This is a genomic window from Nocardia sp. CA-290969, from assembly GCF_050936135.1.
GTDB lineage: Bacteria > Actinomycetota > Actinomycetes > Mycobacteriales > Mycobacteriaceae > Nocardia.
Genome location: NZ_JBNJNJ010000001.1, coordinates 871,757 through 894,466 on the forward strand (window position 1 = coordinate 871,757; position 22,710 = coordinate 894,466).

The window sequence follows — 22,710 nt, forward strand, 5'->3', positions numbered from 1 at the left end:
GGAGCCGGGACGATCGGACGGAACGCACCGACGCCGGTAGATGTACGCAAGTCGGAAACCAACCGAGGAGAGCAATGGCCAGCGAGTATTGGCACCTGCCGCCGACCCTGCGCGGCGACCATGTGCTGGTGCGGCCCCTGGAAGCCGGCGATGCGGACGCGCTGGCCGCGGCGCACGACGATCCGGACACCCTGAAGTATTTTCCGTTCGGTATCGAATCCCGGCCGCCCGCACCGGAAACCGTCGCCCACGCCCTGTCCTCGGGCCGCCAGGTGCTGGTGCCGGTGGACCTGCGCGACGACCGGATCGTCGGCACCACCTCGCTGTACAACATGGACGAGCAACACGGCCGGGTGACCATCGGATTCACCTGGTATTCGCGCCGCGCCCGCGGCACCGTATGCAATCCGGAAACGAAACTGTTGTTGCTGGACCATGTATTCGGCACCCTGGGGGCGCAGCGGGCGGAGTTCACCGTCGACGATCTCAACGCCCGCTCCCGTGAAGCCGTCACCGCCCTCGGCGCGACCCAGGAGGGAATTCTGCGGCAGCATGCCCGGCGCCGGGACGGTAGCCGCCGCAACACCGTCGTCTACTCGATCCTCGCCGGTGAATGGCCGCGATCCAGGGCCCGGCTCACCGATCGGATCGCGCGCCGCGTGGCCGCCGCGGACGACCCGGCCTCCTAGGTCTGTTACCCGCTACTGGTTACGGACAGCCCGACATACTCCGGTCGTTCCCCGGCATGGGCTTTCAGGATGAGGATGGGTTTATCGGTCGGTAGTCCGTCCTCGTCGAAGGACAGCATGCCGCTCGCCCCGCTCACCTGGGTGGCCCCGTGCAGTCCTTTCATCGCCTGGATCACCTGGCCCGGGGTCACCACGGTGCCGGCGAAGTCGGCCGCCTGCCGGATCGCCCGGACGGCGGTCACCACCGCATCGTGTTCCATGACGGCGGCGAAATCGTCCAGGGCGTCGCCGGACAGTTCGCGGTAGCAGATCTCCCCGGTGCATTCGCCCGTGAACCGGGCGACGGCGACCCGGTTGAACAGGTCCGGGTGCCGCCGCCAAGCCTCCTCGTGCACCAGGCCGGTGTACAGCACCGATACTCCGGTTTCCAGCGCTATCCGGGCGGGACTGTCCGCGAGGTTGTAGTAGGCCATATCGTCGCCGGTGACCACCTGGATCGGTATCTCCGGGCAGTTGCGCCCGGCCAGTTCGGTCAGGAAACCGAGTGCGTGTGCGGCCCGGCCCGCGAAATAGATGGTGTCGGGGGCATTCCGGCAGATATTCGCCAGCATGCCGCGGAACGCGGTGGCCACATTGCCGACTTCGGAGTCGTAGCTCTCCACCCGGCTGACGATCCGCTGCGGCTGCTCGGCGAAGCGGGCCCGGAAGGCCGCGTCGAGGGCGGTGCCGTAGTGATCGGCCGGATTGTCGTCGCGGACGACCATGATCCGGTCGGCGCCGGTGGCCAGATACTCGGCGGCGGCGCGCGCGTGCCCAGTGGCGGTGGGCGACACCCGGTAGAACCCGCGGACCACCGGCAGGTCGTCGGCGGTGAGGGTGGAGCCGATGACCGGTAGCTGCAGTTCGGAAAGGCGTTCGACCGCGTGGACCGCGTTCCGGATACTGAAGGCGATACCGGTGACCGCGACGATACGGTCGGCCTCGCGACGTTCCTGGATCCGGCCGACCGCGGTCTCCCATTCGGCGAAATCGCTGGCGGGGTTCGCCACCAGCAGCTTGATCTTCGGAGTGGCGGCGGTCCGGTTCTCCGCGAGCTGGGCCAGATGCGCGCCCTCGATCCGATGCCGGATACCCGCCATGGTGACGATACTTTCCTCGCTCGCCCCCACCGTCATCGGCGACATCGTCACCACGCTCACATACGGGTCGCCCGAATTCTCCACGGCGCGGTTCTCGGCGAGGATGCGGCGCTCGATATCGGCGAGTTCCGGGGCGAAAACATAACTGCCGTCGGTGACGCCGGCGCATTCGTCACGCGGTCCACTGTGCACGACCCCCGGCCCGCAACTGTTGTCCGGCCGGAAGAGCGTGGGCACCCAGATCGCCACGCCCACGACCAGCGCCGCCACCACGACGGCGGCCGGAACCCACCACCATTTCCGGTAGCTCGGCGGGGGTGGCTGGATCAGGGTGCTCATCGGTATCTCTCCGCCCGTTCGTACAGCAGCAGTGCTCCGCGGCCGAGACCGCGCGCGAGTTGCCGGAATTCGTTCTCGATGGTGCGGTTCAGGGTTCGCTGCGGGTCGCCGAGCGGATCGTTGGAAACCCACAACGCCGCGATCAACCAGGCCAGTTCGTGTTCCGGCTCCAGACCGTTGTCCCGGACGATCGCCTCCACCTGGGCGAAGGGTGTGCCGTCGGGATCCGGGCGGCGCGGTGCGGAGGTGATCAGGTCCAGATCGGACAGCCAGCCGGCGGCGGTGGTACGGCCGAATTCGGCGCGGCCGGGCAGGAACGGCCGCTCCAGATATTCGATGGCGGCACCGAGACTGCCCAGCGCGAGATCGTGATAGATGGCCTCGATTTCGGCGCCCGGCTCGCCGTCCTCGACGGCGCGGCGGTAGACGTCCCGGCAGATCGTATGGGTGGCTTCCCAGTCCCGCGGGTCGTCCGGTTCGCGGGCGGCGAGTTCGCAGAGCAGGATTCGGCGTAACCAGGTGTCGAGCACCATTTCCGGATCCGGGCCGGGGACGGTCCGGATCCACAGCCGGTTCCGCAGTTCCTGTAGCAGCGCCTCCCCGTCCGGCAGGGCCGAGTCCAGGACCTCCCGCTGGTAGAGGACATCCACGGTGCGGCCCGCGGCGGCGGTGACCAGATCGCGCACACTCTCGGCGGCGAGAAAGTCTCCGAGCAGTCGCTCGCGGGCCCGGTCGAGTACGGTGGCCGGTGGGTCGACCGGCTCCTGCAGGGGGTCGAGTTGGGTACCCACCGTGCTCGTGAGGACGGTCCGGGCGCGGGCGAGTGGGTCGCCGTCGCCGGCCTGGCCCAGGGCGGCGATGACATCTACGGTGCCGGCCGCGTTCCCGCCGGTGAGGGCCCGGACGAAATCCGCGACCCGGGGAACCGAACGCATCCGCCGGTCGGCGGCGAGGTCGCCGGTGGTCTGCACACTCAACCGGCTGAGATCCACGAGATACCACGGGAACCAGGACGCGGCCGGATCATCGGCGGCCGCCGCCCAATCGGTGCGGATATCGGCCGGGTCGCGCGGGGCGGGCCATTCGATACCGCCGGTGCGGTGTTCGGGTTCGCGGCGTTCGGTGTCCTCGCTGAAACGGTGCATACCGGGCCGGTGCCAGCATTCGCTCCACGCGGGCAGCCACTGTGCGCTGGTGGCGATCACGACCAGCGGATCGGGTTCGGCGCCGTTGCGCCGCCGCGCTTCGCGCAGGGTCTGCAGGAACTGCCGGCCGGCGGGAGTGTGGGCGTTGTCCAGCAACAGCACGGAATTGAGCGTGCGCCGCGAGGCGCGCACCCCGCTGTAGGCGTGCCGCAGATCGTGCAGGAACGCCATCCCGAAGATGGCATCGGCCTCGGCGCGGGATTCGTCGTCGCCGTGCGCCCATTTGGCGAGGTCGATGAGCATATCCTCGCGCTGGATCTCGTCACCGGTCAGCCGCGGCCCCCGTTTGATCCGCCGGCTGATGTTGAGCCGGTTCAGGCTCTGCAGCAGGGTTTCCACCGCCATGCCGACCCACGGCGACAACCCTTCGGGCACCTGCCCGGCGGCCTCGATGATGTCGGCGACGCCCTGGCTGCGGGCCTCCATGGGCTGGGCGCTCGAGACCACCTGGCGCAGGTTCTGCAACGCCAGCCGGCGGTTGTCCTCGTGCATGTGCAGGGTGCTGCCCACCGCCACCACGCACAGCCACAGCTGCGGGAACGTGATCCGGCCGAATTGGCGCCGGTGCCGGCCGAGTTCGAACGCGAGTTCCCCGAACACCTCCCGCGGCGCCCGTTCGCCCTGACCCAGATCGACCTGTGCGACCGGTAATTTCGCGCAGCGCTGCGCGAGGGTGTGCAGCAGTACGGTTTTCCCGCTACCGGGCGGCCCCACCGCCACCACCACCGGTAGCAACCGGCTCCGGCCCTCCGGCCGCTGGACCAGCTGCTCGATCAACGGCCCGGTGATCGGTTCCAGCCCATGCAATTTCGGGCCTTCCACAGGTATCGCCCCTCCCGGTTCGGCAATCGATATCCGGCATATCGATTTCCGGCACCGCAGGGGGCCCCGGTTCGCGCGGCGCGGGCCGCGCGAACCGGTCGAAGATATCGATCAGTACGGCCATCCTAGGCAAGATCGCCGATGCTGTTGCGGCTCGGCGCAAAACCGATATGTGAAACGAGAATGCGCGAAAAGCTCGAGCAGGGGCCGCGTTACACGGTTATGAGGTCATTCCTAGTACCGAATGCCCGAGAGCGAGGCCGACATGCTCGCCAGCCAGCATTGCAGCGTCGGCGGGTACTGCATGGTGCAAATCGGAGCGAACCCGGGCGCTTGCACGGCGGCCGGCGCCGACTGCGGTTCGAGCGGGATGGCCGACGCGGTGGCCGCGGTGGCGAGCGGGGCGGTCAGCAGGGCCGATACGAGGAGGACGGCCCGGAGTGCGCGACGCATGATTACTTCCTTCCTGACCGGTCGGTACCGATCAGTTGGGAAGCTAGCGGGTAGGCGCTGCCCGGTACAGCCCCCAGTTACCCTGCCCGTGATTTCGCGGGCAGGGCCGCGCTCGGCCGGGCCGGAACGGGTGCCGCGAGGATGTCGGGGTGCGGGGGTACTTTCTGTTCATGACGAGGTACGCGGCGCTGCTACGCGGCATCATGCCCAGCAATCCGAACATGAGCAACGAGAAGTTGCGTGGCGTTTTCACCGGCCTCGGATTCGACGCGGTGGCGTCGGTGCTGGCCAGCGGCAATATCGTGTTCGCGACCGAGGAAACCGCGGGCGCCGAACTGGAGGATCGCATCCAGCAGGCGTTGAATACCGAACTCGGAATTCCGGGCGGCACCATCATCCGCGATTACGCCGAACTGCGGGCCCTACTGGACCGTGATCCCTTCGCCGGGTACACCCACGGCCGCGAGACCTATCTGACCGTCACTTTCTTCAAGGACGCGGCCCATCCCCGCGCCGGCTTACCGCCGGCCGAAACGGATCCGTCGACGAAAATCCTCGGGTACGACGAGCAGTCCCGGGCATTCCTGTCGATCATCGACAATTCCTCGCCGAAAACCCCGAATTTCATGGCCTGGCTGGAACGCAGCTACGGCAAGGACATCACCACCCGCACCTGGCTCACGGTGCAGCGTGTCGTGAAGAAAATGGAATCGCTGAAGTAGGCCGCCGGGTCACGCGTCCTGCGTGATCCCGTTCTTCTTACGTTCGATATCGGCCAGCGCGGCCTCCCGGGCGGCGCGTTCGGCGGCACCGGCCTCCCAGGTGGACTTGCGGTTCTTCACCACGCGCGCGGGCGCGCCCACCGCGATGCTGTAATCCGGGATCTCGCCCTTCACCACCGCGTGCGCACCCAGCACGCACCCGCGCCCGACCCGGGTTTCCCGCAGCACGGTGACCTTGGCCGCGATCCAGGTATCCGGACCGATCCGCACCGGGCTCTTCACGATGCCCTGATCCTTGATCGGCATGGTGATGTCGTCCATCCGGTGGTCGAAGTCGGTGATGTAGCACCAGTCCGCGACCAGCGTGGATTCGCCGATCTCGATATCGAGGTAGGTGTTGACGACGTTGTCTTTACCGAAGACCACCTTGTCGCCGATGCGCAGCGAGCCCTCGTGGCAGCGGATGGCGTTGCCGTCGCCGATATGGACCCAGCGCCCGATCTCCAGCCGGCCCAGCTCCGGTGTGGCGTGGATTTCCACCCGCTTGCCCAGGAACACCATGCCGCGCAGGATCACGTGCGGGTTGGCCAGCCGGAATTTGAGCAGCCGGTAGTAGCGCACCAGATACCACGGCGTGTAGGCGCGGTTGGCCAGCACCCAGCGCAGCGAATCGCGGGTGAGGAAACGGGCTTGTCGCGGGTCCCGGCGCCGGGAGCCCTGCCAGCGTGTGCGCAACGGTGCGCCCCACATGCTCGTCACGACGTCTCTCCTGTTTCTCTGGGTATCCCCCGTGGCCACTACCGCTGGACAGCCTACTTTCGTGCTCTCCGGCCCCGGCCTATACCCTTCCGTTAATCTCACACATGGCCCGGGGAGACAGGACAACGGAGGAGACCAGCAGGTGCGTATCGGCGGCGGCGTGCGGACCGTGTCCTGGCTCGCGGTGGTGGTCGCGGCGGTGGGTGTGCTCACCGCCTGCGGAACCGATGTGGACGACATCACGGTCGGCCGGGGGCTCGGCTGGCCCGCGGCGGGGCACGAGGCCCGTAACAGCGGTAATACGCAGGTCACCGGTTCCCGGGACCTGAGCCTGCGGTGGTCGCGGCCGGTCGGCGGGCCGATCGTGCAGCCGGTGACGGTGGGGTCGGAGGGGCAGATCTTCGTCACCAGCCGCACCGATGCGAACTGCGAGATCTTCTCCTATCAGATGCGCACGGGCCGTAAACGGTTCTGCAACCCGCTCGGCCCGCATTCGATCTACTCGCCCACCCTGCTCGACGGCGCCACCAACGTGTATGTGGGGCTCGACAGTGCGGTGGAATCCGACAACCAGCTCGGTCAGCCGCGCTGGCGCACCCCGGTGGCCGGCGTCCCGATCGGGATGCAGTTCACCGGTGACGGTCATCTGCTGGTGATCACGCAGTCGGGTCAGGTGGATGTGCTGGACCGGCAGACCGGTAAGCGGATGGTCCCCACCCAGCAGCTGCTGCCGCGGCCCGATTTCCTGCAGAACCCCAACACGGACTGGCCGGCCCCCGGGGAGGGGCTCGAAGACTGCCGAACCGGCGGCCCGGACTGCGCGGTCGCCACCATCGCCGCGATGGAGGTCGATACCGGGCGTATCTATGCGACCGTGCGCAAACCCGGCGAACCCGATGCCTCGCTGGTGGCCCTGCGCTATGCCGACGGCAAGGTCCAGCAGGAATGGAGCAGCCCGATCCTGGCGGGCGGCAGCGCGACCGATCCCGCTCTCTCCGCCGACGGTGCCACGCTCTACGTCGGGGACAACAGCAAACGCCTGCTGGCCGTCGACACCGCCACCGGGAAACCGAAATGGGAAGCGCACCTGGACTGGGAGCCGCGCCGCGGTATCTCGGTGTCCGACGACGGCCTGATCATCCCGGCCGGTGACGACGGCTACCTGATGGCGTTGCGCGATACCGGCGCCGGTTACGAAAGGGTCTGGGCGCGTAAGGATCTCGCCCTGCGCGGCGCCCCGGTGCAGACGGCCGGCGGCACCGGTTACGTCACCGCCGCCATCGGGGAGGGCCTGAACCTGATCACCTTCGACACCGCCACCGGCAACACCCTCGACTCCGATGTGCTCCCGGGTGCGCAGGGGACGACCACGGGCACCGCGGTCGGCGCCCAGGGCGAGGTCGTGGTCGCGACCCGGATCGGCGAGATCTTCACCTTCCGCGAAAAAGCCTGATTCGGATACCCGCCGACGGCGTGCGCGTCGGGCGCATACTCGACCAGGACGCTGTCGGCGGTGTCCGACCGGCGGCCCGGAGCCGAACCACCGCATGGCGAACCGACCGGTCCGGCGCGCCGGTTCAGGGCCGACTGTGGCGTCGGCGTAGGCATCACCTTCCATGGTGCCGTCGCGCCGGGAGCAGCCGGGCCCGCCCTATGTGTGCACCGAGGTATGTGTGCACCGAGGTACCGACATCGACCGCGGCCTGGCGGGAGAGCGTCGGCGGGCACCGCCGTGAACAGCAGACCACCAGTGGCCGGCACGGGGCGACTGCGGCCCGGCCCGACCTTGTCACGGGCAGGCTGTGCACACGGCGCTTCCGTGCAGGCATGTGGAGAATCCGCTCGGCGGAATCGGAATTACGCCCGGCGGCCGGGGCCGGCCGGGTTCGGATCACAGCGGCTGGCCGGGGTCCCGTTCGGGGAGCGGGCGGCGGTCGATCTCGGGGCGGCCGAGCGGGGTCCGGACCCGGCGTTTGGCGCCCGTGTAGACCCCCGCGGTTTCCGCGGCCACCACGTCCCAGGCGAAATCCTCGGTGAGCCGGTCGCGGGCGGCGCGGGCCCGCTGCTGCGCGGCCGCCGGATCGTCGAGCACCGCGACGACCGCGTCCACCAGACCGTTGACGTCCGCGGGTTCGAACGAGGCGCCCGTGACCCCGTCGATCACGGCCTCACCGAGACCGCCCGCAGTTGAGGTGACCAGCGGTGTTCCCGCCGCGGCCGCTTCCAGGGCGACGATCCCGAACGGCTCGTAGCGGCTCGGCAGCACGATCGCGTCGGCCCCGTGCAGCCAGCCCAGCAGTTCCGCGTGATCCAGTTGCCCCGTGAAATGCACCGCGCGCGCCACCCGGTGGGTGCGTGCGCGTTCACGCAACCATTCGAACTGAGTGCCGATCCCGGCGATCGTGAGCGTGGTACCGGGGTGGGCGCGCCGGATCCGGGGGAGCGCGGCGATCGCGTCCTGGATCCCTTTCTCGTATTCGAGCCGCCCCACGTACAGCAGCCGCGGCGGCCCGCTGCGCGGCGGGCGTTCCCGGAATGTCCAGGAGCCCACGTCGATCCCGTTGCGGATCACATGGACCGGCACCCGGTCCGGCCGGTAGAGCCGTTCCACCTCGTCCTGCATGGACGCCGAGCAGGTGATGAGCGCGTCCGATTCGTTGGCCAGCCACCATTCGACCGAATGCACCTGCCGGTTAACCCGGCCCGCGACCCAGCCGCTGTGCCGGCCGGCCTCGGTGGCGTGGATGGTCGAGACGAGCGGGACGTCGTAGTACTCGGCCAGCGCGATCGCGGGATGGGCCACCAGCCAGTCGTGCGCGTGCACCACATCGGGGGTCCAGCCCTCGCCGATCCCGGGTTTGTCCAGCGCGATCCCCGCCCGCACCATGGCATGCCCCATGGCCAGGGTCCAGGCGAGCATATCCTCGCCGAAATCGAAAACCGGCGGGTCTTCGGCGACTGCCACCACCAAGACGCCCTCGGCGGCGAACGAATGGGTGGGATGGGTGGCGGGGCTGGTACCGGTGGGCCGCCGCGCGAGCACCACCACTTCGTGCCCGGCCGCCGCCAGCGAGGTCGCGAGGTGGTGGACATGCCTGCCCAGACCCCCGACGACCACCGGTGGGTACTCCCACGACACCATCAAGATCTTCATCGCGGTCCTTCTGCTGAGGTGACGCGTAGCCTACGCGCGTCCAGGGCCGGGAACACGCCGTCGGCCGCTGCCCATCCCGCCGCCAGCTCCCGGGCCCGGGCCGGCTGACCCGCCCCGACGGCGCCCGCGATCTCCCGGACGGCGTGCGCGTGCTGATGGGCGCGGTCGCGCGCGTAACCGGCGGCGGAATCCTTGCTGACCATGAACGCCCAATCGCTGGACACCGTGAGGATGGCTTCGCGCAACAGCTGATCGGCGACGGGGTCGCGGCCGGTGGGTGCCGCGGCGCGCATCTTCGCGGTGGTGTCGAGGGCGAGCCGGACGATATCGTCGTTCAGTTCCACCAGGTCACGCACCTGGTCACCGGCCCAGACCCGCCAGTCCTTACCCGACCCCCACGACGAATCGGTGAGTGGCACCGGGTCTCCGGTGAACCCGCGTTCCCGGGCGTCGGCGAGGGTGCCGACGGTGATCCCCGCCTCCGGCAGCGCGCGCAGCACCTGCGCCAGCCACTGCGGGCCCTCGTGCCACCAGTGCCCGTACAACTCGGTATCGAAGGCCGCGACCACCAGCGCCGGCCGCCCGATCCGCTCGGATTCGGCGATGAGCCGTTCCCGCACGGTCGCCACGAAATCCGCCACATCCCGCTCGACCTGCGCCGCGGCCAGTTCCGGGTCGTAGGGCGCCTTGTCCGGGCCGGCGACCGTTTTCCCGGTGACCCGCGCGGGTTTGAGCCCGGTGGCGTGGTCGTAGTGATGGAAGTCGCGGTAGGCGCCGTTGCCGGGGTAGCCCGATTTCGGCGACCAGACCCGGTAGCTCACCGTGAGATCGCGCCCGAACGCGACTACGGAGGAGTCGCGAACCGGCCGTCCGAGCGAGGTGTCCCCGCGCAGAGCGGGCCCGTCGACCATGAAATGCGTCACACCGGCGGCGGCGTATCCGTCCTCCATTCCGGGCGTGAACCCACACTCGGGCGCCCAGATCCCGGACGGTGTGTGCCCCCAGCGCAGTCGCGCGTCGGTGAGGCCCTCGCGCAGCTGGAAGTCGCGCAGCCGGTCGTCGAGCAGTGGCTGGAACGGGTGGGCCAGCGGGCCGCCGAGCAGCTCGATGACCTGCGCGTCGAGCAGTTGCCGCCAGACCGGCGCCGCCCCGTGCCGCCAGTTCTGCTCGAATTCGGCCAGTGCCGCGGCCGCGAGCCGGTGTTCGTGGCGGCCGAGCGCGCGGTTACCCGCCATCGCCGCCTCGTCTGCGCGCAATTGCCAATTGCCCAGCCAGTGATGCATACCGGCCAGCGCATGCGGATCGTCGAGTTGTGCTGCGAGAACAGGGGTTATCCCGAGCGTCAGCAGATGCGAGCGGCCTTCCGCGGCCAGCGTGCGCAGCACCTCGACGACCGGCAGATACGACGCCGCCCACGATTGGTAGAGCCATTCCTCGCCGACCGGCCAGCGGCCGTGATGGGCCAGCCAGGGCAGGTGCGAGTGCAGGACGAGAGTGAACTGTCCCGGTACCGCGTCGTGGGAGTTGTTGCCGCTCACGGCTTTACCGCTCGGGCTACCAGGTCGAGGCTGGCGTCGATATCGTCGGGGGTCAGCGCGAAATCGTCGACGGTGATACCCGCGACATCGGCGGTGAGTTCGGCCGGCCAGGGTTCCCCGGCCAGGGCCCGCTCGATCTGCGCGTCGATAAAAGAGCCGCCGTGCTTTTCGTCCAGCGCGCGCAGGCTCGGGCCGTGGTGCACACCGGTCATCAGCTCGACGCGGAAACCGGCTTCCGCGAGCAGTTCGGTGAGTTCGGCGGCATTCAGTTCGCGGGTGTGGAAGGGGTTGAGCGGGGTGTCGCGGCCGGGGGAGAAGGTGATCCGGTTGGGGGTGCTGATGAGCAGTTCACCGCCCGGGCGCAGCACCCGCAGGCATTCGCGCAGGAACTGCACCTGATCCCAAAGATGTTCGATCACTTGGAAATTCACCACGGTGTCCACCGTGTCGGCGGGCAGCGGGAGCGCGGCGAGATTACCGCGGATCATCCGCACCCGGGGGTACCGGGCGCGTACGTGTGCCGCCGCGCCGCGGTCGTAGTCGAGGCCGATCACCGCGGTGGCGACCTCGGCGATCATATTCGCGCCGTAGCCTTCACCCGACCCCGCTTCGAGCACCACTTTCCCCGCGCAGCGCGACAACAGCCGGTCGTAGACGATCTCGTGCCGCCGGAACCAGTAGTTCTCCTCCGCGATACCCGGCACCGTCCGCTCACCGGTCAACGGCAGCGGCTCCAGTACGTCGGGGGTAGCCGGTGCGGCGGGAATCACAGCCTCACTCATTGCGACGAGGTTACTGGTACTGCCCGGTACACGGGTGCCCAGGGAGCCCCTCCGGACGCTTGCGCACGTAAGTTACCCACGAGTAACTTAACGTAGGGTAATGTCTCGGCCTGAGCTACTCACATGGACGTACGGCCGCTGGAGATCGTGCGACCGCCAATACAGGTAACCAGAACAGGAGGTCGACGAAGACCGATGCCGAATATCGTCGTACTCATCAAGCAGGTGCCCGATACCTGGTCCGAGCGCAAGCTGACCGACGGTGACTTCACCCTCGACCGTGAAGCCGCCGACGCGGTGCTCGACGAGATCAACGAGCGCGCTGTCGAAGAAGCCCTCCTGATCAAGGAGGCGCAGGGCGGAGAGGTCACCGTGCTGGCGGCCGGACCCGATCGCGCGACCGAGGCCATCCGCAAGGCGCTGTCCATGGGCGCCGACAAGGCCATCCACATCAACGACCCGGCCATCCACGGCTCCGATACCGTCCAGACCGCGTGGGTCCTGGCCGGTGCGCTGGGCCAGGTCGAGGGCGTCGAACTGGTGATCGCCGGTAACGAGGCCACCGACGGCCGCTCCGGCGCCGTCCCGGCCATCATCGCCGAGTACCTGGGCATCCCGCAGCTCACGCATCTGCGCAAGCTCACCGTCGACGGCGAGACCATCACCGGCGAGCGGGAAACCGACGAAGGCGTGTTCAAGCTGGAGGCGACGCTGCCGGCCATCGTCAGCGTCACCGAGAAGATCAACGAACCGCGCTTCCCCTCCTTCAAGGGCATCATGGCCGCGAAGAAGAAGGAAGTGCAGACCTTCACCCTGGAAGACCTGGGCATCGACCCGTCGACCGTGGGCGTGGCCAATGCGGGCACCACCGTGACCGCGTCCACCCCGAAGCCGCCGCGCACCGCGGGCGAGAAGATCACCGACGAGGGCGACGGCGGCACCAAGATCGCCCAGTACCTGGTCGGCCAGAAGATCATCTGAGTCCCCCGCACCCGCAGCAACTTCTAGGAGAAGAGACAAATGGCAGAAGTACTTGTGCTCGTCGAGCACGCCGACGGTGCGGTCAAGAAGGTGACCACCGAACTGCTGAGCGCCGCCACCGCCCTCGGTGAGCCGTCGGCCGTCGTGCTCGGTGCCCCCGGCACCGCCGACAAACTGTCCGACGCGCTGGCCGCGGCCGGTGCCGCCAAGATCTACATCGCCGAATCCGACGATGTGGAGAACTACCTCATCACCCCCAAGGTCGACGTCCTCGCCGGCCTGGTGGAATCCGCGTCCCCGGCGGCGGTCCTGGTCGCCGCGAGCGCCGAGGGCAAAGAGGTCTCCGGTCGGCTGGCCGCCCGCATCGGTTCGGGCCTGCTGGTCGACGTCATCGACGTCAAGGCCGACGGTACGGCCGTGCACAGCATCTTCGGTGGCGCCTTCACCGTCGACGCCAAGGCCACCGGCGATGTCCCGGTGATCTCGGTGCGCCCGGGTTCGATCGAGGCCAAGCCCTCGGCCGGCGCCGGCGAGAAGGTCACCGTCGAGGTGCCGGCGCAGGAAGAAGGCGTCGTGAAGGTCACCAGCCGCGAGCCGGTGGTCGCCGGTGACCGGCCGGAACTCACCGAGGCGAATATCGTCGTCTCCGGTGGCCGCGGTGTCGGTTCCGCCGACAACTTCTCCGTGGTCGAGGCCCTGGCCGATTCGCTCGGCGCGGCCGTCGGCGCCTCGCGTGCCGCGGTCGACTCCGGCTACTACCCGGGCCAGTTCCAGGTGGGCCAGACCGGTAAGACGGTCTCCCCGCAGCTGTACGTCGCCCTCGGTATCTCGGGTGCCATCCAGCACCGGGCCGGTATGCAGACCTCGAAGACCATCGTCGCGGTCAACAAGGACGAAGAGGCGCCGATCTTCGAGATCGCCGATTACGGCATCGTCGGCGACCTGTTCAACGTCGCCCCGCAGCTGACCGAAGAGGTCAAGAAGCACAAGGGCTGAGCCCGGCGCGGACATCGTCCGCCGAAGCTCTCGACTGTGCCCCGGCCGGGTTCTCCGGCCGGGGCACAGTCGTGTGCAGGGCGACGGTGTGTCTTTTGCGCTCCGGTGATCCCGGCGCATTGCACATAGGATTCATGCTATATAGCATGAATCCTATGTCGCTGTATGCGGTCGAGATCGAGCCCGAAGTGGCCGAGTGGCTCCGATCCCTCTCGGACCGTGACTTCGGTCGCGTCGATTCATAGGTCGGCATGTTGGCGGAACACGCGGAAACCCTCGGCGAGCCCTGGTCGCGCAATCTCGGTGACAGGCTGCGTGAACTGCGATTCCATCTCCATCCGCTGGAAATGCGTGTGACCTACTGGCTCGCGCCCGGCCGCCGTGTGATCTTGTTGACGGTGTTCCGCAAGACGAAGATGCGCGAGGCGGCCGAGGTCGAGCGAGCGAAGCTCCTGCGCAAGGTATGCGAGGCGGAACATGACCACGCCCGATCCAGTTTCGATAGAGAGGTCAACGGCGATGGCTGAACACGAGTCCATGGACGATATGAGGCGGGAGCGCTTCGGCAGCCGGGATTTCAACGCTGCGGAATACGAAGCGGGTCGAGAAGAGGCCAGGCTCGCCATCGAGTTCGCGAACGCGATTCGCGAGCGTCGCTTGGAACTCGGGCTGACCCAGAGCGACGTGGCCGAGCGTGCGGGGCTGCGTCAGCCGGATGTCTCGCGTCTCGAATCCGGCGGCGGAACCCCCACGATCGGCATGCTGGAACGTTTGGCGTATGCCCTGGAACTGCGCTTCGTGGCACGGTTCGAGAAGCCGGACGCGGCCTGACGCCGGTTGCGGGTCAAGGGCCGGCCTGCTGCCACCGCGGCGGCGTTCTCACTGGTCGGGAATGCGTGTGCGGGCCTCGTGCGACTCGGGGATGCTGTCTGCGAATGTAGAACCCGGCAGCATTGATGTGCGCGGTGGCCGGATGAGGGAAGGGACGCGATGCCGAGAATCGCCGAAGTGCGTGACGCGGCGGCACCGAGTTCCACCGAACAACGCGCGCGGGTCGGGCGGATACTCACCGCCGCCGCCGAACTGGCGAGCGTGCACGAGTTCGAACGGGTTCAGATGGGCGAGGTGGCGAAATCGGCGGGGGTCGCGGTCGCCACGCTGTATCGCTATTTCCCGTCGAAAACACACCTGTTCGTGGCGGTGATGCTCGACCAGATCGATCGGATGCGGGAGAAGTTCGCGCGTGCAGCAGGTTCGGAGTCCGATCCGAAGGACGCGGTGCACGCGGCATTGGTGCGGGTGGTCCGGGTGCTGCTGCGGCGGCCGCTGCTGTCGGCGGCGATGATCCAGTCGAACAGCACGGCCAAAGTGTCCGCTGTCCCGGATACGGCGCGGGTCGACCGGGCCTTCCGGCAGTTGCTGTGCACCGCGGCGGGCATCGACCGGATGACCGAGCGGGATGCCGCGCGGCTGCGGCTGCTGATCCATGCCGTGTTCGGCATCATCCAGTCCTGCCTGAACGGCCGGATCGCGATCGCCGATGCCGAGTCCGACCTGCGCGACCTGTGCGATCTGCTGCTCGTGGACTGGCCGGAGCTCTCTCCGGAGACGGACTGACGTCCGGAACTCACCGCCGCGGCGGCCCTGCCTCCCGGGGTTCGGGCCGTTTCGGGTTCACGGCCGTGCCGCGGTGCTAGTGTGAACAAGAATGAATTTCAGTTCTTGTCCGTCTTGAACTGATGACCTGCGCTGATGGAGAGACAAGTGGGCATCATTGATTCGGGGAACAACACCACCGCGCGCACTCCGGAACCGGGCGTGCCGACGTCCATGGTCGAGCGGATGACCCGGATCCTGGATGCCTTCGACGGTCGCGGGTCGCGGTTGTCGCTCGAAGAGGTCGCCTACCGCGCGCGGATACCCCGCTCCACGGTGTACCGGATCCTGGACCAGCTGGTGCGGACCGAATGGGTCGAGCACACCTCCACGGGGTACGGGCTGGGCCGCCGCGCGACCGGCCTCGCCGGGGGCGACGAGTACGGCCGGATCCGGGCGGCGGCCGCGCCGCTGCTGCACCGGTTGCAGCTGCGGACCGGCATGGTGGTGCATCTGACCGTGCTCGACCACGGTGACAGCCTGTACCTCGACAAAATCGGCGGGCCGTTCGCCACCCGGGTGCCCTCCCAGGTGGGCGGGCGTGTTCCCGCGTACGCCACCGCCGGCGGAAAAGCCGTTCTGGCGTGGCTGAAACCGGAGGTGGTCGACGGGCTCTACGGCCCGGCCTTCCGGCCACGCACCGACCGCACGATCACCGAGCGGACGGCCTTGCACCACGAACTCAACCGGATCCGGTTGCGCCGCGGGCTCGCCTTCGAACGCAATGAATCCGTGGCCGGAATCGCCTGCGTCGGCGCCGCGATACGCGGCGCCGACGGTCCTGTCGCCGCGGTCTCCCTGTGTGGTGAGACCGATACCGTACCGCTGAACACGGTGGCGCCGCTGGTGGCCGATGCGGCCCGGGAGGTGTCGGAGGCGCTGTTCCCCGGGCTCGGAAACGGCCGGCGCCGCGGGAAAGCGGCTGCACTGGAAAAGGATCGGCCACCCCCCGTCGATGGTTGGCTGGCGTCGGCGGCGGCCGGGTGACACCGGCCGCCCGGCGCTGGGTTCACCGCCCGATCGTCCTGTGCTCGACCGGATGAACAGTCGCTGATCCGGTGTTCGAATTGCGTTGTGATACCCGAGACCGAGGCGGGTGTCGCTCCCGCGGCCGATGCGCCGGGTGAGGGATGTCTGGACGATGGTGGTATCGCCCGCCATCGGGGTGGGCAGATGATCGGAGGGCAGATGAAACTGGAAGCGGGGCAGGTCGCTGTCGTCACCGGTGCCGCGAACGGGATCGGTGCGGCGTTGGCGGCCGCGCTGGTGCGGCGCGGGCTGCGGGTGGTCGTGGCCGATATCGACAGCGAGGCGCTGACGAAGACCGCTACCGACCTCGGCGACCAGGTGCTCGCCGTACCCACCGATGTCGCGGAAATCGAGCAGGTGCGCGCGCTCGCCGATCGGACACTTGCCGAATTCGGCCGAGTAGATCTGGTTTTCAACAACGCCGGCATGGGCGCGGGCGGGCCGAGCTGGGATATCGCTCCCGCCGACTGGAACCGGGTCTGGGCGGTGAACGTCGGCGGTGTGGTGAACGGGGTCCACGTCTTCACACCGCATCTGATCGCCGCTGGGCGAGGGCATATCGTGAACACGGCCTCGTTGGCGGGACTGACGGTCGGCCTGTTCGGCGCCCCGTACGCGGCGAGTAAGGCGGCGATCATCTCGATCTCGGAATCGCTGCGGGGGGAACTGGATCTGGTCGCACCGGATGTCGGGGTCACCGTGGTGTGCCCGGGTCCCGTGGATACCCAGATGTTCCGGGGGCTGGCCGAACTCGCCGATCCGCCGGCGGGCGCGGCACCCGACGCGTTGCCCCCCGAGGTGGCGGCCAAGCTCGCACCGATGATGGATGCGATCACCGAGATGGCGAAGGAAATGCTGCCCGCCCCGCAGGCAGCCGAAATCATCCTCGCCGCAGTGGAATCCGGGAAGCTGTACGAAACCACCCATCCGGCCATGGCGGTCGCCGCCCGCGAGCGGATGAACACGATCCTGGAATCCTTCGGCACACCCGCCTGAACTGCCGCGATATCGCCGGGCCGGGCGGCCCGGCGATGCGGTGGCTACCCGCCGAGCAGAGTCAGGGCCTGCCTGCGCATCTCGACCTTGCGAACCTTCCCCGTGACGGTCATCGGGAATTCGTCGACCACGTGCACATAGCGGGGGATCTTGTAATGCGCGAGCCGCCCCGCGCAGAACTGCCGGACCGTTGCCGCATCGAGCGCCGGGGCTCCATCGCGCATCCTGATCCAGGCCATCAACTCTTCGCCGTACCGCGCATCGGGAACACCGATCACCTGGGCGTCGAGAATATCGGGGTGGGTGTAGAGGAACTCCTCGATTTCGCGCGGGTAGATGTTCTCGCCGCCCCGGATGACCATGTCTTTGATCCGCCCGGTGATGGCGACGTAGCCGTCGGTGTCCATGATCCCGAGGTCGCCGGTGTGCATCCAGCGGGCCGCGTCGATGACTTCCGCGGTTTTCTCCGGGTCCGCCCAGTATCCGAGCATCACCGAATAGCCGCGCGTGCATACCTCGCCGGGTTCGCCACGTGGCAGGGTCCGGCCGGTCGCCGGGTCGACGATCTTGATCTCCAGATGCGGGCCGACCCGCCCGACGGTTGCCGTGCGCTGGTCGATACTGTCGCCGGCTCGGGTCTGCGTCGAAACCGGTGACGTCTCGGTCATCCCGTAACAGATGGTCACCTCGCTCATCCCCATCCGTTCGATGACCTGCTTCATCACCTCCACCGGGCACGGCGACCCCGCCATGATCCCGGTCCGCAGCGTCGACAGCCGGTAGTCGCCGAACCCGGGCTCGGCGAGTTCGGCGATGAACATGGTCGGCACCCCGTACAGCGACGTGCATCGCTCGGCCTCGACCGCGGCGAGGGTGGCGGCGGGGTCGAACGCCGGCGCCGGGATCACCATGGTCGCCCCGTGACTCGTGCAGGCCAGATTGCCCATGACCATGCCGAAGCAGTGATAGAAGGGAACCGGGATACAGACCCGGTCCTGATCGGTGTAGCCGCAGATCTCACCGACGAAGAAACCGTTGTTGAGGATGTTGTGGTGGCTCAGCGTCGCGCCTTTGGGGAAACCGGTTGTTCCCGAGGTGTATTGGATATTGATGGGGTCGTCCGCGGACAATTCGGCCTGTGCCACCGCAAGATCTGCCGGACCGGCGGCGCGTCCCGACTCCAGTAAGCCCGACCAGTCCGCGCCACCGAGCAGAACGACCCGTTCCAGCGCCGGGCACTCCGAGCGCACCTCCGCGAGCATGGCGGCATAGTCGGAGGACTTGAAGGAGGGCGCCGCGATCACCATCCGGATCCCGGCCTGCCGCAGCACGTACTCCAGTTCGTGCGCCCGGTACGCGGGATTGATGGTCACCAGGACGGCGCCGATTTTCGCGGTCGCGTACTGCACGAAAACCCATTCGGGACAGTTGGGCGCCCAGATCCCGACCCGGTCCCCGCTGCCGATACCCGCCGCCAGCAATCCCGCGGCCAGCGCGTCGACCTCGCCGGCGAGTTCGCGGTAGGTCCACCGCCTTCCACCGGCCACATCCACCAGCGCATCGTTGTCCGGGAAGGCGGCCACCGTGCGATCGAAATTGTCCCCGATCGTGTCCCCGAGCAACGGGACATTCCACGCGCCGGAGGCGTAGCTCTGCTGAGGTGTACTCATCACCGGTCCTTTCCCTGCACCCGTCCGGGTACCTCTTTGAGCGGGGCCGGGGGCGTTGTCCGTCACGCCGCGTGGCCCGAGGCAATAGTGATACAGGTCACGGCGGATGCCCACCCCCGAAAGGGGGTGATCCGAGCCGGCGGCCGGAAAGGACGGATAGTTCTCGAAACGGTGAACCGCGGTGGTGCGTTACGGCGAGCCGGTGGCCTCAGCGGCGGGCGGGTTCGTCGACCAGTTCGGACGGCGCCTCGCCGGACGCCTGGGCGGCCACCGCGGCCAGCTCTTGCCCGACCGACTCGCGGCTCTCGGCCGGTCCGGCCGCTCCTCCGGTCTTCGCCTTTCGATGCGGGCCCGGCCGAACATGTCACCGAGGCGGCCGAAGCTCACCACCAGCACGGCCGTGACGACGAGGAATCCCATCATCATCCACAGCAAGTAGCTGGTGTTCCCTGATTCCAAGGGGTTGAGGTGGATGCCCTTGAAGATATCGGGCAGGGCGATCGGCACGATGGAGGAGTTGATCGTGGCGATCAGCATGCCGAGGGTGGTGTTGGACAGCGCGATCCATTTGTAGTGCGGTCCGAGATCGGCGGTGCCCGGTATGGGTTCGCTGGTGGTGGGGGAGGCCATGCACGGTTCCTTTGTGCGGGTTGTCCGGCGAACGGCGGTGGTGCGCGATACGTCATCGGTCCGGGCCGGGCGGGCCGATCGTCCGGATGGCGTCCGCCAGGATCGTGAGCCCGCGGCTCACCGTCCGGCGATCGTCCGGGTCGAGTCCTTCGACGGCTTCGGTGAGCAGTTGCGCTTTTCTGCTCCGGGCGTCGGCGATCAATTCGATCCCGGTCGGTGTCGGTTTCAGCAGGCGGGCACGTCCGTCGTCGGGGTCGGGAGTGCGTTCGATGTAACCCCGGTCCTCGAGCGCGGCCACGAGGCGCGACATTGTGGGCGCGGAGACGGATTCGCGTTCCGCCAGGGCGGAGAGCCGGATCGGGGCGTGATTGACGATCGTCCACAGCGCCGAGGCGACACCCGCACTGAGATTCCCGCCGGAGCCGCGGGTGCGCAGTGTTCGGTTGATCCAGGTGAGCAGGTGGTACAGGGTCGCGACGTCGTCGGGAGTACCGGGCTCGTCGGCTGGGGCGAGGCTCTGCATGGCGCCCTCACTTCTCGTCGATCGATCGTAAGAAGGCTGGTGATGACACACGTTAGTTAGTTGCTTCGGCTAAGTAAACGATACGCCCGGATGGTCAGGGAGTGGACGGCGGGCCCGATCCTGGTGTTCACCACGCCACGGGCGTGCGGATTGCCGGCGCGGGGCCGCGGGCCGGGACGATCGGCGTTGTCCGGAGGGCGTTGTCGCGCCGGCTCATCGTTTGACCGTGCCGTCGCGGCATCGTTTCTACTGGGTGTACCGGGCGGATCCGCGCCGGAAAGCCGAACGAACACCCCCGAGGAGGGCGACGAATGGCCGCACAGTGGGAACACAAAGTGCTGAAGTACAAGCTCGGCATGAAAGGCTTCGACTACGGCCGGATGGAGCAGGACCTCAACGACCTCGGGCGGAAGGGGTGGGAAGCGGTCGGCACGCTCGCCCCGAGCTTCGGTTCGGGCCAGGCCATCGAGATCGCAGTCATCCTGAAGAAACACAACGACTGACGGGGCCGGCCCGCGACCGGCTGCGTCGGAATCGCCCTCGGAGCGCCGCACCGGCACCCGATACTCGGTCCATGGCGCGACATATTTCGCAGGCTCGGCCCCGGTGGTGGGGTACGGGCAGCTGGAAGTTTCCGCTGGCCGCGCAGGTCGGCGGCCAGTGGTGGGTTTTGCGGATGAACCCGTTCCCCGACCATGATCTGTGGACTCTGTTCATCGACGGCGTCGCCCGATACGACCTCAACGATGCGCCACCGAGCTGGGGTGATCTCGCGCCGGTAGCGCCGCTGGACCCGTGGACCGCCGGCAGTCTGCTGACGCCCCTGTACGAGTTCGCGGTGTACGGCAGCGAGGTGGGGCAATCTTGCGACGACCCGTTCTGTTGCGGCTGAGCCGCCACCGTCCGCAGGGGCGGCGCGGGCTCCCAGCGGACTCCCAGCTCGGTACGCAGCTGGGGCACAGGGAAGCGACGTAGCGTCGCAGGCATCGGGAAGCCGGTCACCGGATCGGCGAAAAGTACGATGCGACAAGGAGATCCATGGTGAAGCTGAAGCCGGCGAGCAAGGCCTTCGCGGCTGTGGTGTGTGGGATCGGGGTGGCGGGTGCGGCCGTTGCCGGAGCGGGTACGGCAGGCGCCGATCCGGGGCCGGGGGAGAAGAAGATCATCATCAACGGCCAGGAGCGGTCGGATATCGACCGGGTGATCCTGCGGGAGAACATCGGCCGGGACCTGCCCGGATACCAGCTGCCTCCGGGCAGTCCGGGCGTGATCATCCTGAAGAACGGAGAGGTTCAGCCCGTACCCGAAGGTGCGGTATTGCGGCACCGCGACGACCGGCGATAAACCGGTAGCGAATATCCACCGTCATAAGGCGGGTGAGGAAACAACCCGAGGTATGGTCCCTCGCCACTCGGGTTATCGGTGACACGCCGCGCCGAACCGGGAGTGTCACCTCTCCTGGCGGCCACTGCCCGGCCGCGGGAGGCACGACCGGCCCGGTGCGCCACGGCACCGGGCCGGTCGTTCGTGCGGGACACGGCGACCTCTGTCCGGTGGATCAGCGCGGGTTCCTCGGTGGCCTCGGTCGTGCACAGGGTCGAATCGGTGCCCGGAGCGACCCCTGTGCCCCGGCGCCGGAGTGGGCCGGGATTCCAACGGGTGTCTTGGAGCTATGTCCCGCGCAATCCGTCCAGGAGGGTGGTGAGGATGGGGGTGCGGCGGGTGTCGGCGCGCAGGACGGCGGAGACCGGGATGCGCAGGCGCTGATCGGCGAGGGCGAGGGTGGCGATGCCTTCGGTGGAGCTGTTGGCGTAGAGCACGGTCCACGCGTCGGGGTGGTTGATCAACTCCATGGTGGCCGTGTGGTCGGGGGGAATCGGCGGGCCGTAGGTGGGGCCGACGGGGAGGTCGGCGAAGGCGGCGCGGATGACGTTGTGGATGAGGACCTGCTCGGATTCCGGGGGGAGCAACAGGGGGTAGTCGCTGAGTTCGGCGAGGGTGACGTCGGTGCGGCCGGCGAGAGGATGTGCGGGGGCGGTGGCGAGGGTCAGATCTTCCACCCACAGTTGTTCCACGATCAGGCCCGCCTGCTGCACGCTGCCGCGGATGAGCGCCAGATCGCAGTCGCCGTCGGCCACCGCGGCCACCCGCTGGCGGAAGGGTTTGATGACGAATTCGATCTCCGCGCCGGGATGGGCCTCGCGGGCGCCGGCGATGGCCGAGAGCGATCGGGTGGCGAAGGACATATTCGCCGTGAGCCGCACCCGTGGTCCGGTGGTGCGGATCGACGCCCTGATCGCGGATTCGAGACCTAGCATCTGCTTCGCCAGCGGTAGTAGCCTTGTGCTCGCGTCGGTGGGGACGACCGAGCGGGTCGAGCGTTCGAAGAGCTGGACGCCGAGGTCGTGCTCGAGCCGGGCGATCTGATGGCTGATCGCCGATTGCGAGATGAAACAGCGGGCCGCGGCCCGGCTGAAACTGAGCTCCTCGCACACCGCGACGAAGTACGTGAGCTGCCGAAGTTCCATCTCCACCTTCATTCATGACGAGATCAGATAAGAGTCATCTCAATTATGCGCCCTGAACCCTGAAATATCTTGGTTCTGGATGACGGTTCCTCATGAGTG

Annotated in this window: 23 protein-coding genes and 1 pseudogene; 13 read left to right on the forward strand and 11 right to left on the reverse strand. The window is 68.1% G+C overall.

Going from position 1 to position 22,710, the window contains the following annotated elements; genetic code table 11:
* The first annotated feature begins 74 nt into the window (after nucleotides 1–74).
* The gene (locus tag ACQEVO_RS04125) at nucleotides 75–689 is read left to right on the forward strand and encodes a GNAT family N-acetyltransferase (protein ID WP_432909025.1); all 615 of its coding nucleotides are present in this window, start codon (nucleotides 75–77) and stop codon (nucleotides 687–689) included.
* A gap of 5 nt (nucleotides 690–694) precedes the next feature.
* On the opposite strand, the gene ACQEVO_RS04130 is transcribed toward ACQEVO_RS04125, so the two are convergent.
* The 3 genes from ACQEVO_RS04130 to ACQEVO_RS04140 all read right to left on the reverse strand — a co-directional run bounded on the left by ACQEVO_RS04130 (nucleotide 695) and on the right by ACQEVO_RS04140 (nucleotide 4,647).
* Nucleotides 695–2,167: a hypothetical protein gene (locus tag ACQEVO_RS04130; RefSeq protein ID WP_432909027.1), complete on the reverse strand. Its 1,473-nt coding sequence runs from the start codon at nucleotides 2,165–2,167 to the stop codon at nucleotides 695–697.
* Nucleotides 2,164–4,194 (reverse strand): hypothetical protein, encoded by a 2,031-nt coding sequence (locus tag ACQEVO_RS04135; RefSeq protein WP_432909029.1) that lies wholly within the window; start codon nucleotides 4,192–4,194, stop codon nucleotides 2,164–2,166. The genes ACQEVO_RS04130 and ACQEVO_RS04135 overlap by 4 nt, the downstream gene beginning before the upstream one ends.
* A 234-nt stretch (nucleotides 4,195–4,428) precedes the next feature.
* Nucleotides 4,429–4,647: a hypothetical protein gene (locus ACQEVO_RS04140; RefSeq protein ID WP_432909031.1), complete on the reverse strand. Its 219-nt coding sequence runs from the start codon at nucleotides 4,645–4,647 to the stop codon at nucleotides 4,429–4,431.
* A gap of 170 nt (nucleotides 4,648–4,817) precedes the next feature.
* Here ACQEVO_RS04140 and ACQEVO_RS04145 point away from each other — a divergent pair, with 170 nt between their 5' ends.
* Nucleotides 4,818–5,369, forward strand: a complete 552-nt coding sequence (locus ACQEVO_RS04145) for a DUF1697 domain-containing protein (protein WP_432909032.1) — start codon at nucleotides 4,818–4,820, stop codon at nucleotides 5,367–5,369.
* 9 nt (nucleotides 5,370–5,378) lie between these two features.
* On the opposite strand, the gene ACQEVO_RS04150 is transcribed toward ACQEVO_RS04145, so the two are convergent.
* Complete coding sequence (locus tag ACQEVO_RS04150; RefSeq protein ID WP_432909033.1) at nucleotides 5,379–6,128, reverse strand: acyltransferase; 750 nt, start codon at nucleotides 6,126–6,128, stop codon at nucleotides 5,379–5,381.
* A gap of 142 nt (nucleotides 6,129–6,270) precedes the next feature.
* Here ACQEVO_RS04150 and ACQEVO_RS04155 point away from each other — a divergent pair, with 142 nt between their 5' ends.
* A complete protein-coding gene (locus ACQEVO_RS04155) occupies nucleotides 6,271–7,581 on the forward strand; it encodes a PQQ-binding-like beta-propeller repeat protein (protein ID WP_432909034.1) in 1,311 nt (436 codons plus the stop codon).
* Nucleotides 7,582–8,019: 438 nt separating this feature from the next.
* Here the strand turns inward: ACQEVO_RS04155 and ACQEVO_RS04160 are convergent, their stop codons facing one another.
* Genes ACQEVO_RS04160 through ACQEVO_RS04170 form a run of 3 tightly spaced genes read right to left on the reverse strand, consistent with a single transcriptional unit; the run spans nucleotide 8,020 to nucleotide 11,602 of the window.
* Complete coding sequence (locus tag ACQEVO_RS04160) at nucleotides 8,020–9,282, reverse strand: glycosyltransferase family 4 protein (RefSeq protein WP_432909036.1); 1,263 nt, start codon at nucleotides 9,280–9,282, stop codon at nucleotides 8,020–8,022.
* On the reverse strand, nucleotides 9,279–10,820 hold the full coding sequence (locus ACQEVO_RS04165; protein ID WP_432909037.1) for a 1,4-alpha-glucan branching protein domain-containing protein: 1,542 nt from the start codon (nucleotides 10,818–10,820) through the stop codon (nucleotides 9,279–9,281). The genes ACQEVO_RS04160 and ACQEVO_RS04165 overlap by 4 nt, the downstream gene beginning before the upstream one ends.
* Nucleotides 10,817–11,602, reverse strand: a complete 786-nt coding sequence (locus ACQEVO_RS04170) for a class I SAM-dependent methyltransferase (protein WP_432909039.1) — start codon at nucleotides 11,600–11,602, stop codon at nucleotides 10,817–10,819. The genes ACQEVO_RS04165 and ACQEVO_RS04170 overlap by 4 nt, the downstream gene beginning before the upstream one ends.
* A gap of 195 nt (nucleotides 11,603–11,797) precedes the next feature.
* Here ACQEVO_RS04170 and ACQEVO_RS04175 point away from each other — a divergent pair, with 195 nt between their 5' ends.
* From ACQEVO_RS04175 to ACQEVO_RS04205, 7 genes are all read left to right on the forward strand, one after another.
* Nucleotides 11,798–12,583 carry an electron transfer flavoprotein subunit beta/FixA family protein gene (locus ACQEVO_RS04175; RefSeq protein WP_432909041.1) on the forward strand — a complete coding sequence of 262 codons (786 nt, stop codon included), beginning with the start codon at nucleotides 11,798–11,800 and terminating at the stop codon, nucleotides 12,581–12,583.
* 39 nt (nucleotides 12,584–12,622) lie between these two features.
* Nucleotides 12,623–13,579 (forward strand): electron transfer flavoprotein subunit alpha/FixB family protein, encoded by a 957-nt coding sequence (locus ACQEVO_RS04180; RefSeq protein ID WP_432909043.1) that lies wholly within the window; start codon nucleotides 12,623–12,625, stop codon nucleotides 13,577–13,579.
* Between the two features lie 251 nt (nucleotides 13,580–13,830).
* Nucleotides 13,831–14,106, forward strand: a complete 276-nt coding sequence (locus ACQEVO_RS04185; protein ID WP_432909045.1) for a type II toxin-antitoxin system RelE/ParE family toxin — start codon at nucleotides 13,831–13,833, stop codon at nucleotides 14,104–14,106.
* Entirely contained in the window at nucleotides 14,099–14,410 is a 312-nt protein-coding gene (locus ACQEVO_RS04190) for a helix-turn-helix domain-containing protein (protein WP_432909047.1), read from the forward strand. The genes ACQEVO_RS04185 and ACQEVO_RS04190 overlap by 8 nt, the downstream gene beginning before the upstream one ends.
* Nucleotides 14,411–14,569: 159 nt before the next feature.
* Nucleotides 14,570–15,196, forward strand: a complete 627-nt coding sequence (locus ACQEVO_RS04195; protein WP_432909049.1) for a TetR family transcriptional regulator — start codon at nucleotides 14,570–14,572, stop codon at nucleotides 15,194–15,196.
* A 147-nt stretch (nucleotides 15,197–15,343) separates the two neighbouring features.
* The gene (locus tag ACQEVO_RS04200; RefSeq protein WP_432909051.1) at nucleotides 15,344–16,222 is read left to right on the forward strand and encodes an IclR family transcriptional regulator; all 879 of its coding nucleotides are present in this window, start codon (nucleotides 15,344–15,346) and stop codon (nucleotides 16,220–16,222) included.
* Nucleotides 16,223–16,309: 87 nt separating this feature from the next.
* Entirely contained in the window at nucleotides 16,310–17,260 is a 951-nt protein-coding gene (locus ACQEVO_RS04205) for an SDR family NAD(P)-dependent oxidoreductase (protein WP_432909052.1), read from the forward strand.
* Nucleotides 17,261–17,304: 44 nt separating this feature from the next.
* Here ACQEVO_RS04205 and ACQEVO_RS04210 read toward each other — a convergent pair whose 3' ends face one another.
* The 3 genes and pseudogenes from ACQEVO_RS04210 to ACQEVO_RS04220 form a co-directional block, all read right to left on the reverse strand.
* Nucleotides 17,305–18,930 carry an AMP-binding protein gene (locus tag ACQEVO_RS04210; protein WP_432909054.1) on the reverse strand — a complete coding sequence of 542 codons (1,626 nt, stop codon included), beginning with the start codon at nucleotides 18,928–18,930 and terminating at the stop codon, nucleotides 17,305–17,307.
* A 342-nt stretch (nucleotides 18,931–19,272) separates the two neighbouring features.
* Nucleotides 19,273–19,560 (reverse strand): annotated as a pseudogene (locus ACQEVO_RS04215) (MFS transporter); the annotation flags it as partial.
* 52 nt (nucleotides 19,561–19,612) lie between these two features.
* Nucleotides 19,613–20,083 (reverse strand): MarR family winged helix-turn-helix transcriptional regulator, encoded by a 471-nt coding sequence (locus ACQEVO_RS04220; RefSeq protein ID WP_432909055.1) that lies wholly within the window; start codon nucleotides 20,081–20,083, stop codon nucleotides 19,613–19,615.
* A 311-nt stretch (nucleotides 20,084–20,394) separates the two neighbouring features.
* Here ACQEVO_RS04220 and ACQEVO_RS04225 point away from each other — a divergent pair, with 311 nt between their 5' ends.
* From ACQEVO_RS04225 to ACQEVO_RS04235, 3 genes are all read left to right on the forward strand, one after another.
* Nucleotides 20,395–20,586, forward strand: a complete 192-nt coding sequence (locus ACQEVO_RS04225; RefSeq protein ID WP_432909057.1) for a DUF4177 domain-containing protein — start codon at nucleotides 20,395–20,397, stop codon at nucleotides 20,584–20,586.
* Nucleotides 20,587–20,657: 71 nt separating this feature from the next.
* On the forward strand, nucleotides 20,658–20,975 hold the full coding sequence (locus ACQEVO_RS04230) for a hypothetical protein (protein ID WP_432909059.1): 318 nt from the start codon (nucleotides 20,658–20,660) through the stop codon (nucleotides 20,973–20,975).
* A gap of 146 nt (nucleotides 20,976–21,121) precedes the next feature.
* Nucleotides 21,122–21,427 (forward strand): hypothetical protein, encoded by a 306-nt coding sequence (locus tag ACQEVO_RS04235; RefSeq protein ID WP_432909061.1) that lies wholly within the window; start codon nucleotides 21,122–21,124, stop codon nucleotides 21,425–21,427.
* Between the two features lie 326 nt (nucleotides 21,428–21,753).
* Here ACQEVO_RS04235 and ACQEVO_RS04240 read toward each other — a convergent pair whose 3' ends face one another.
* Complete coding sequence (locus ACQEVO_RS04240; protein ID WP_432909063.1) at nucleotides 21,754–22,611, reverse strand: LysR family transcriptional regulator; 858 nt, start codon at nucleotides 22,609–22,611, stop codon at nucleotides 21,754–21,756.
* Nucleotides 22,612–22,710 lie beyond the last annotated feature (99 nt).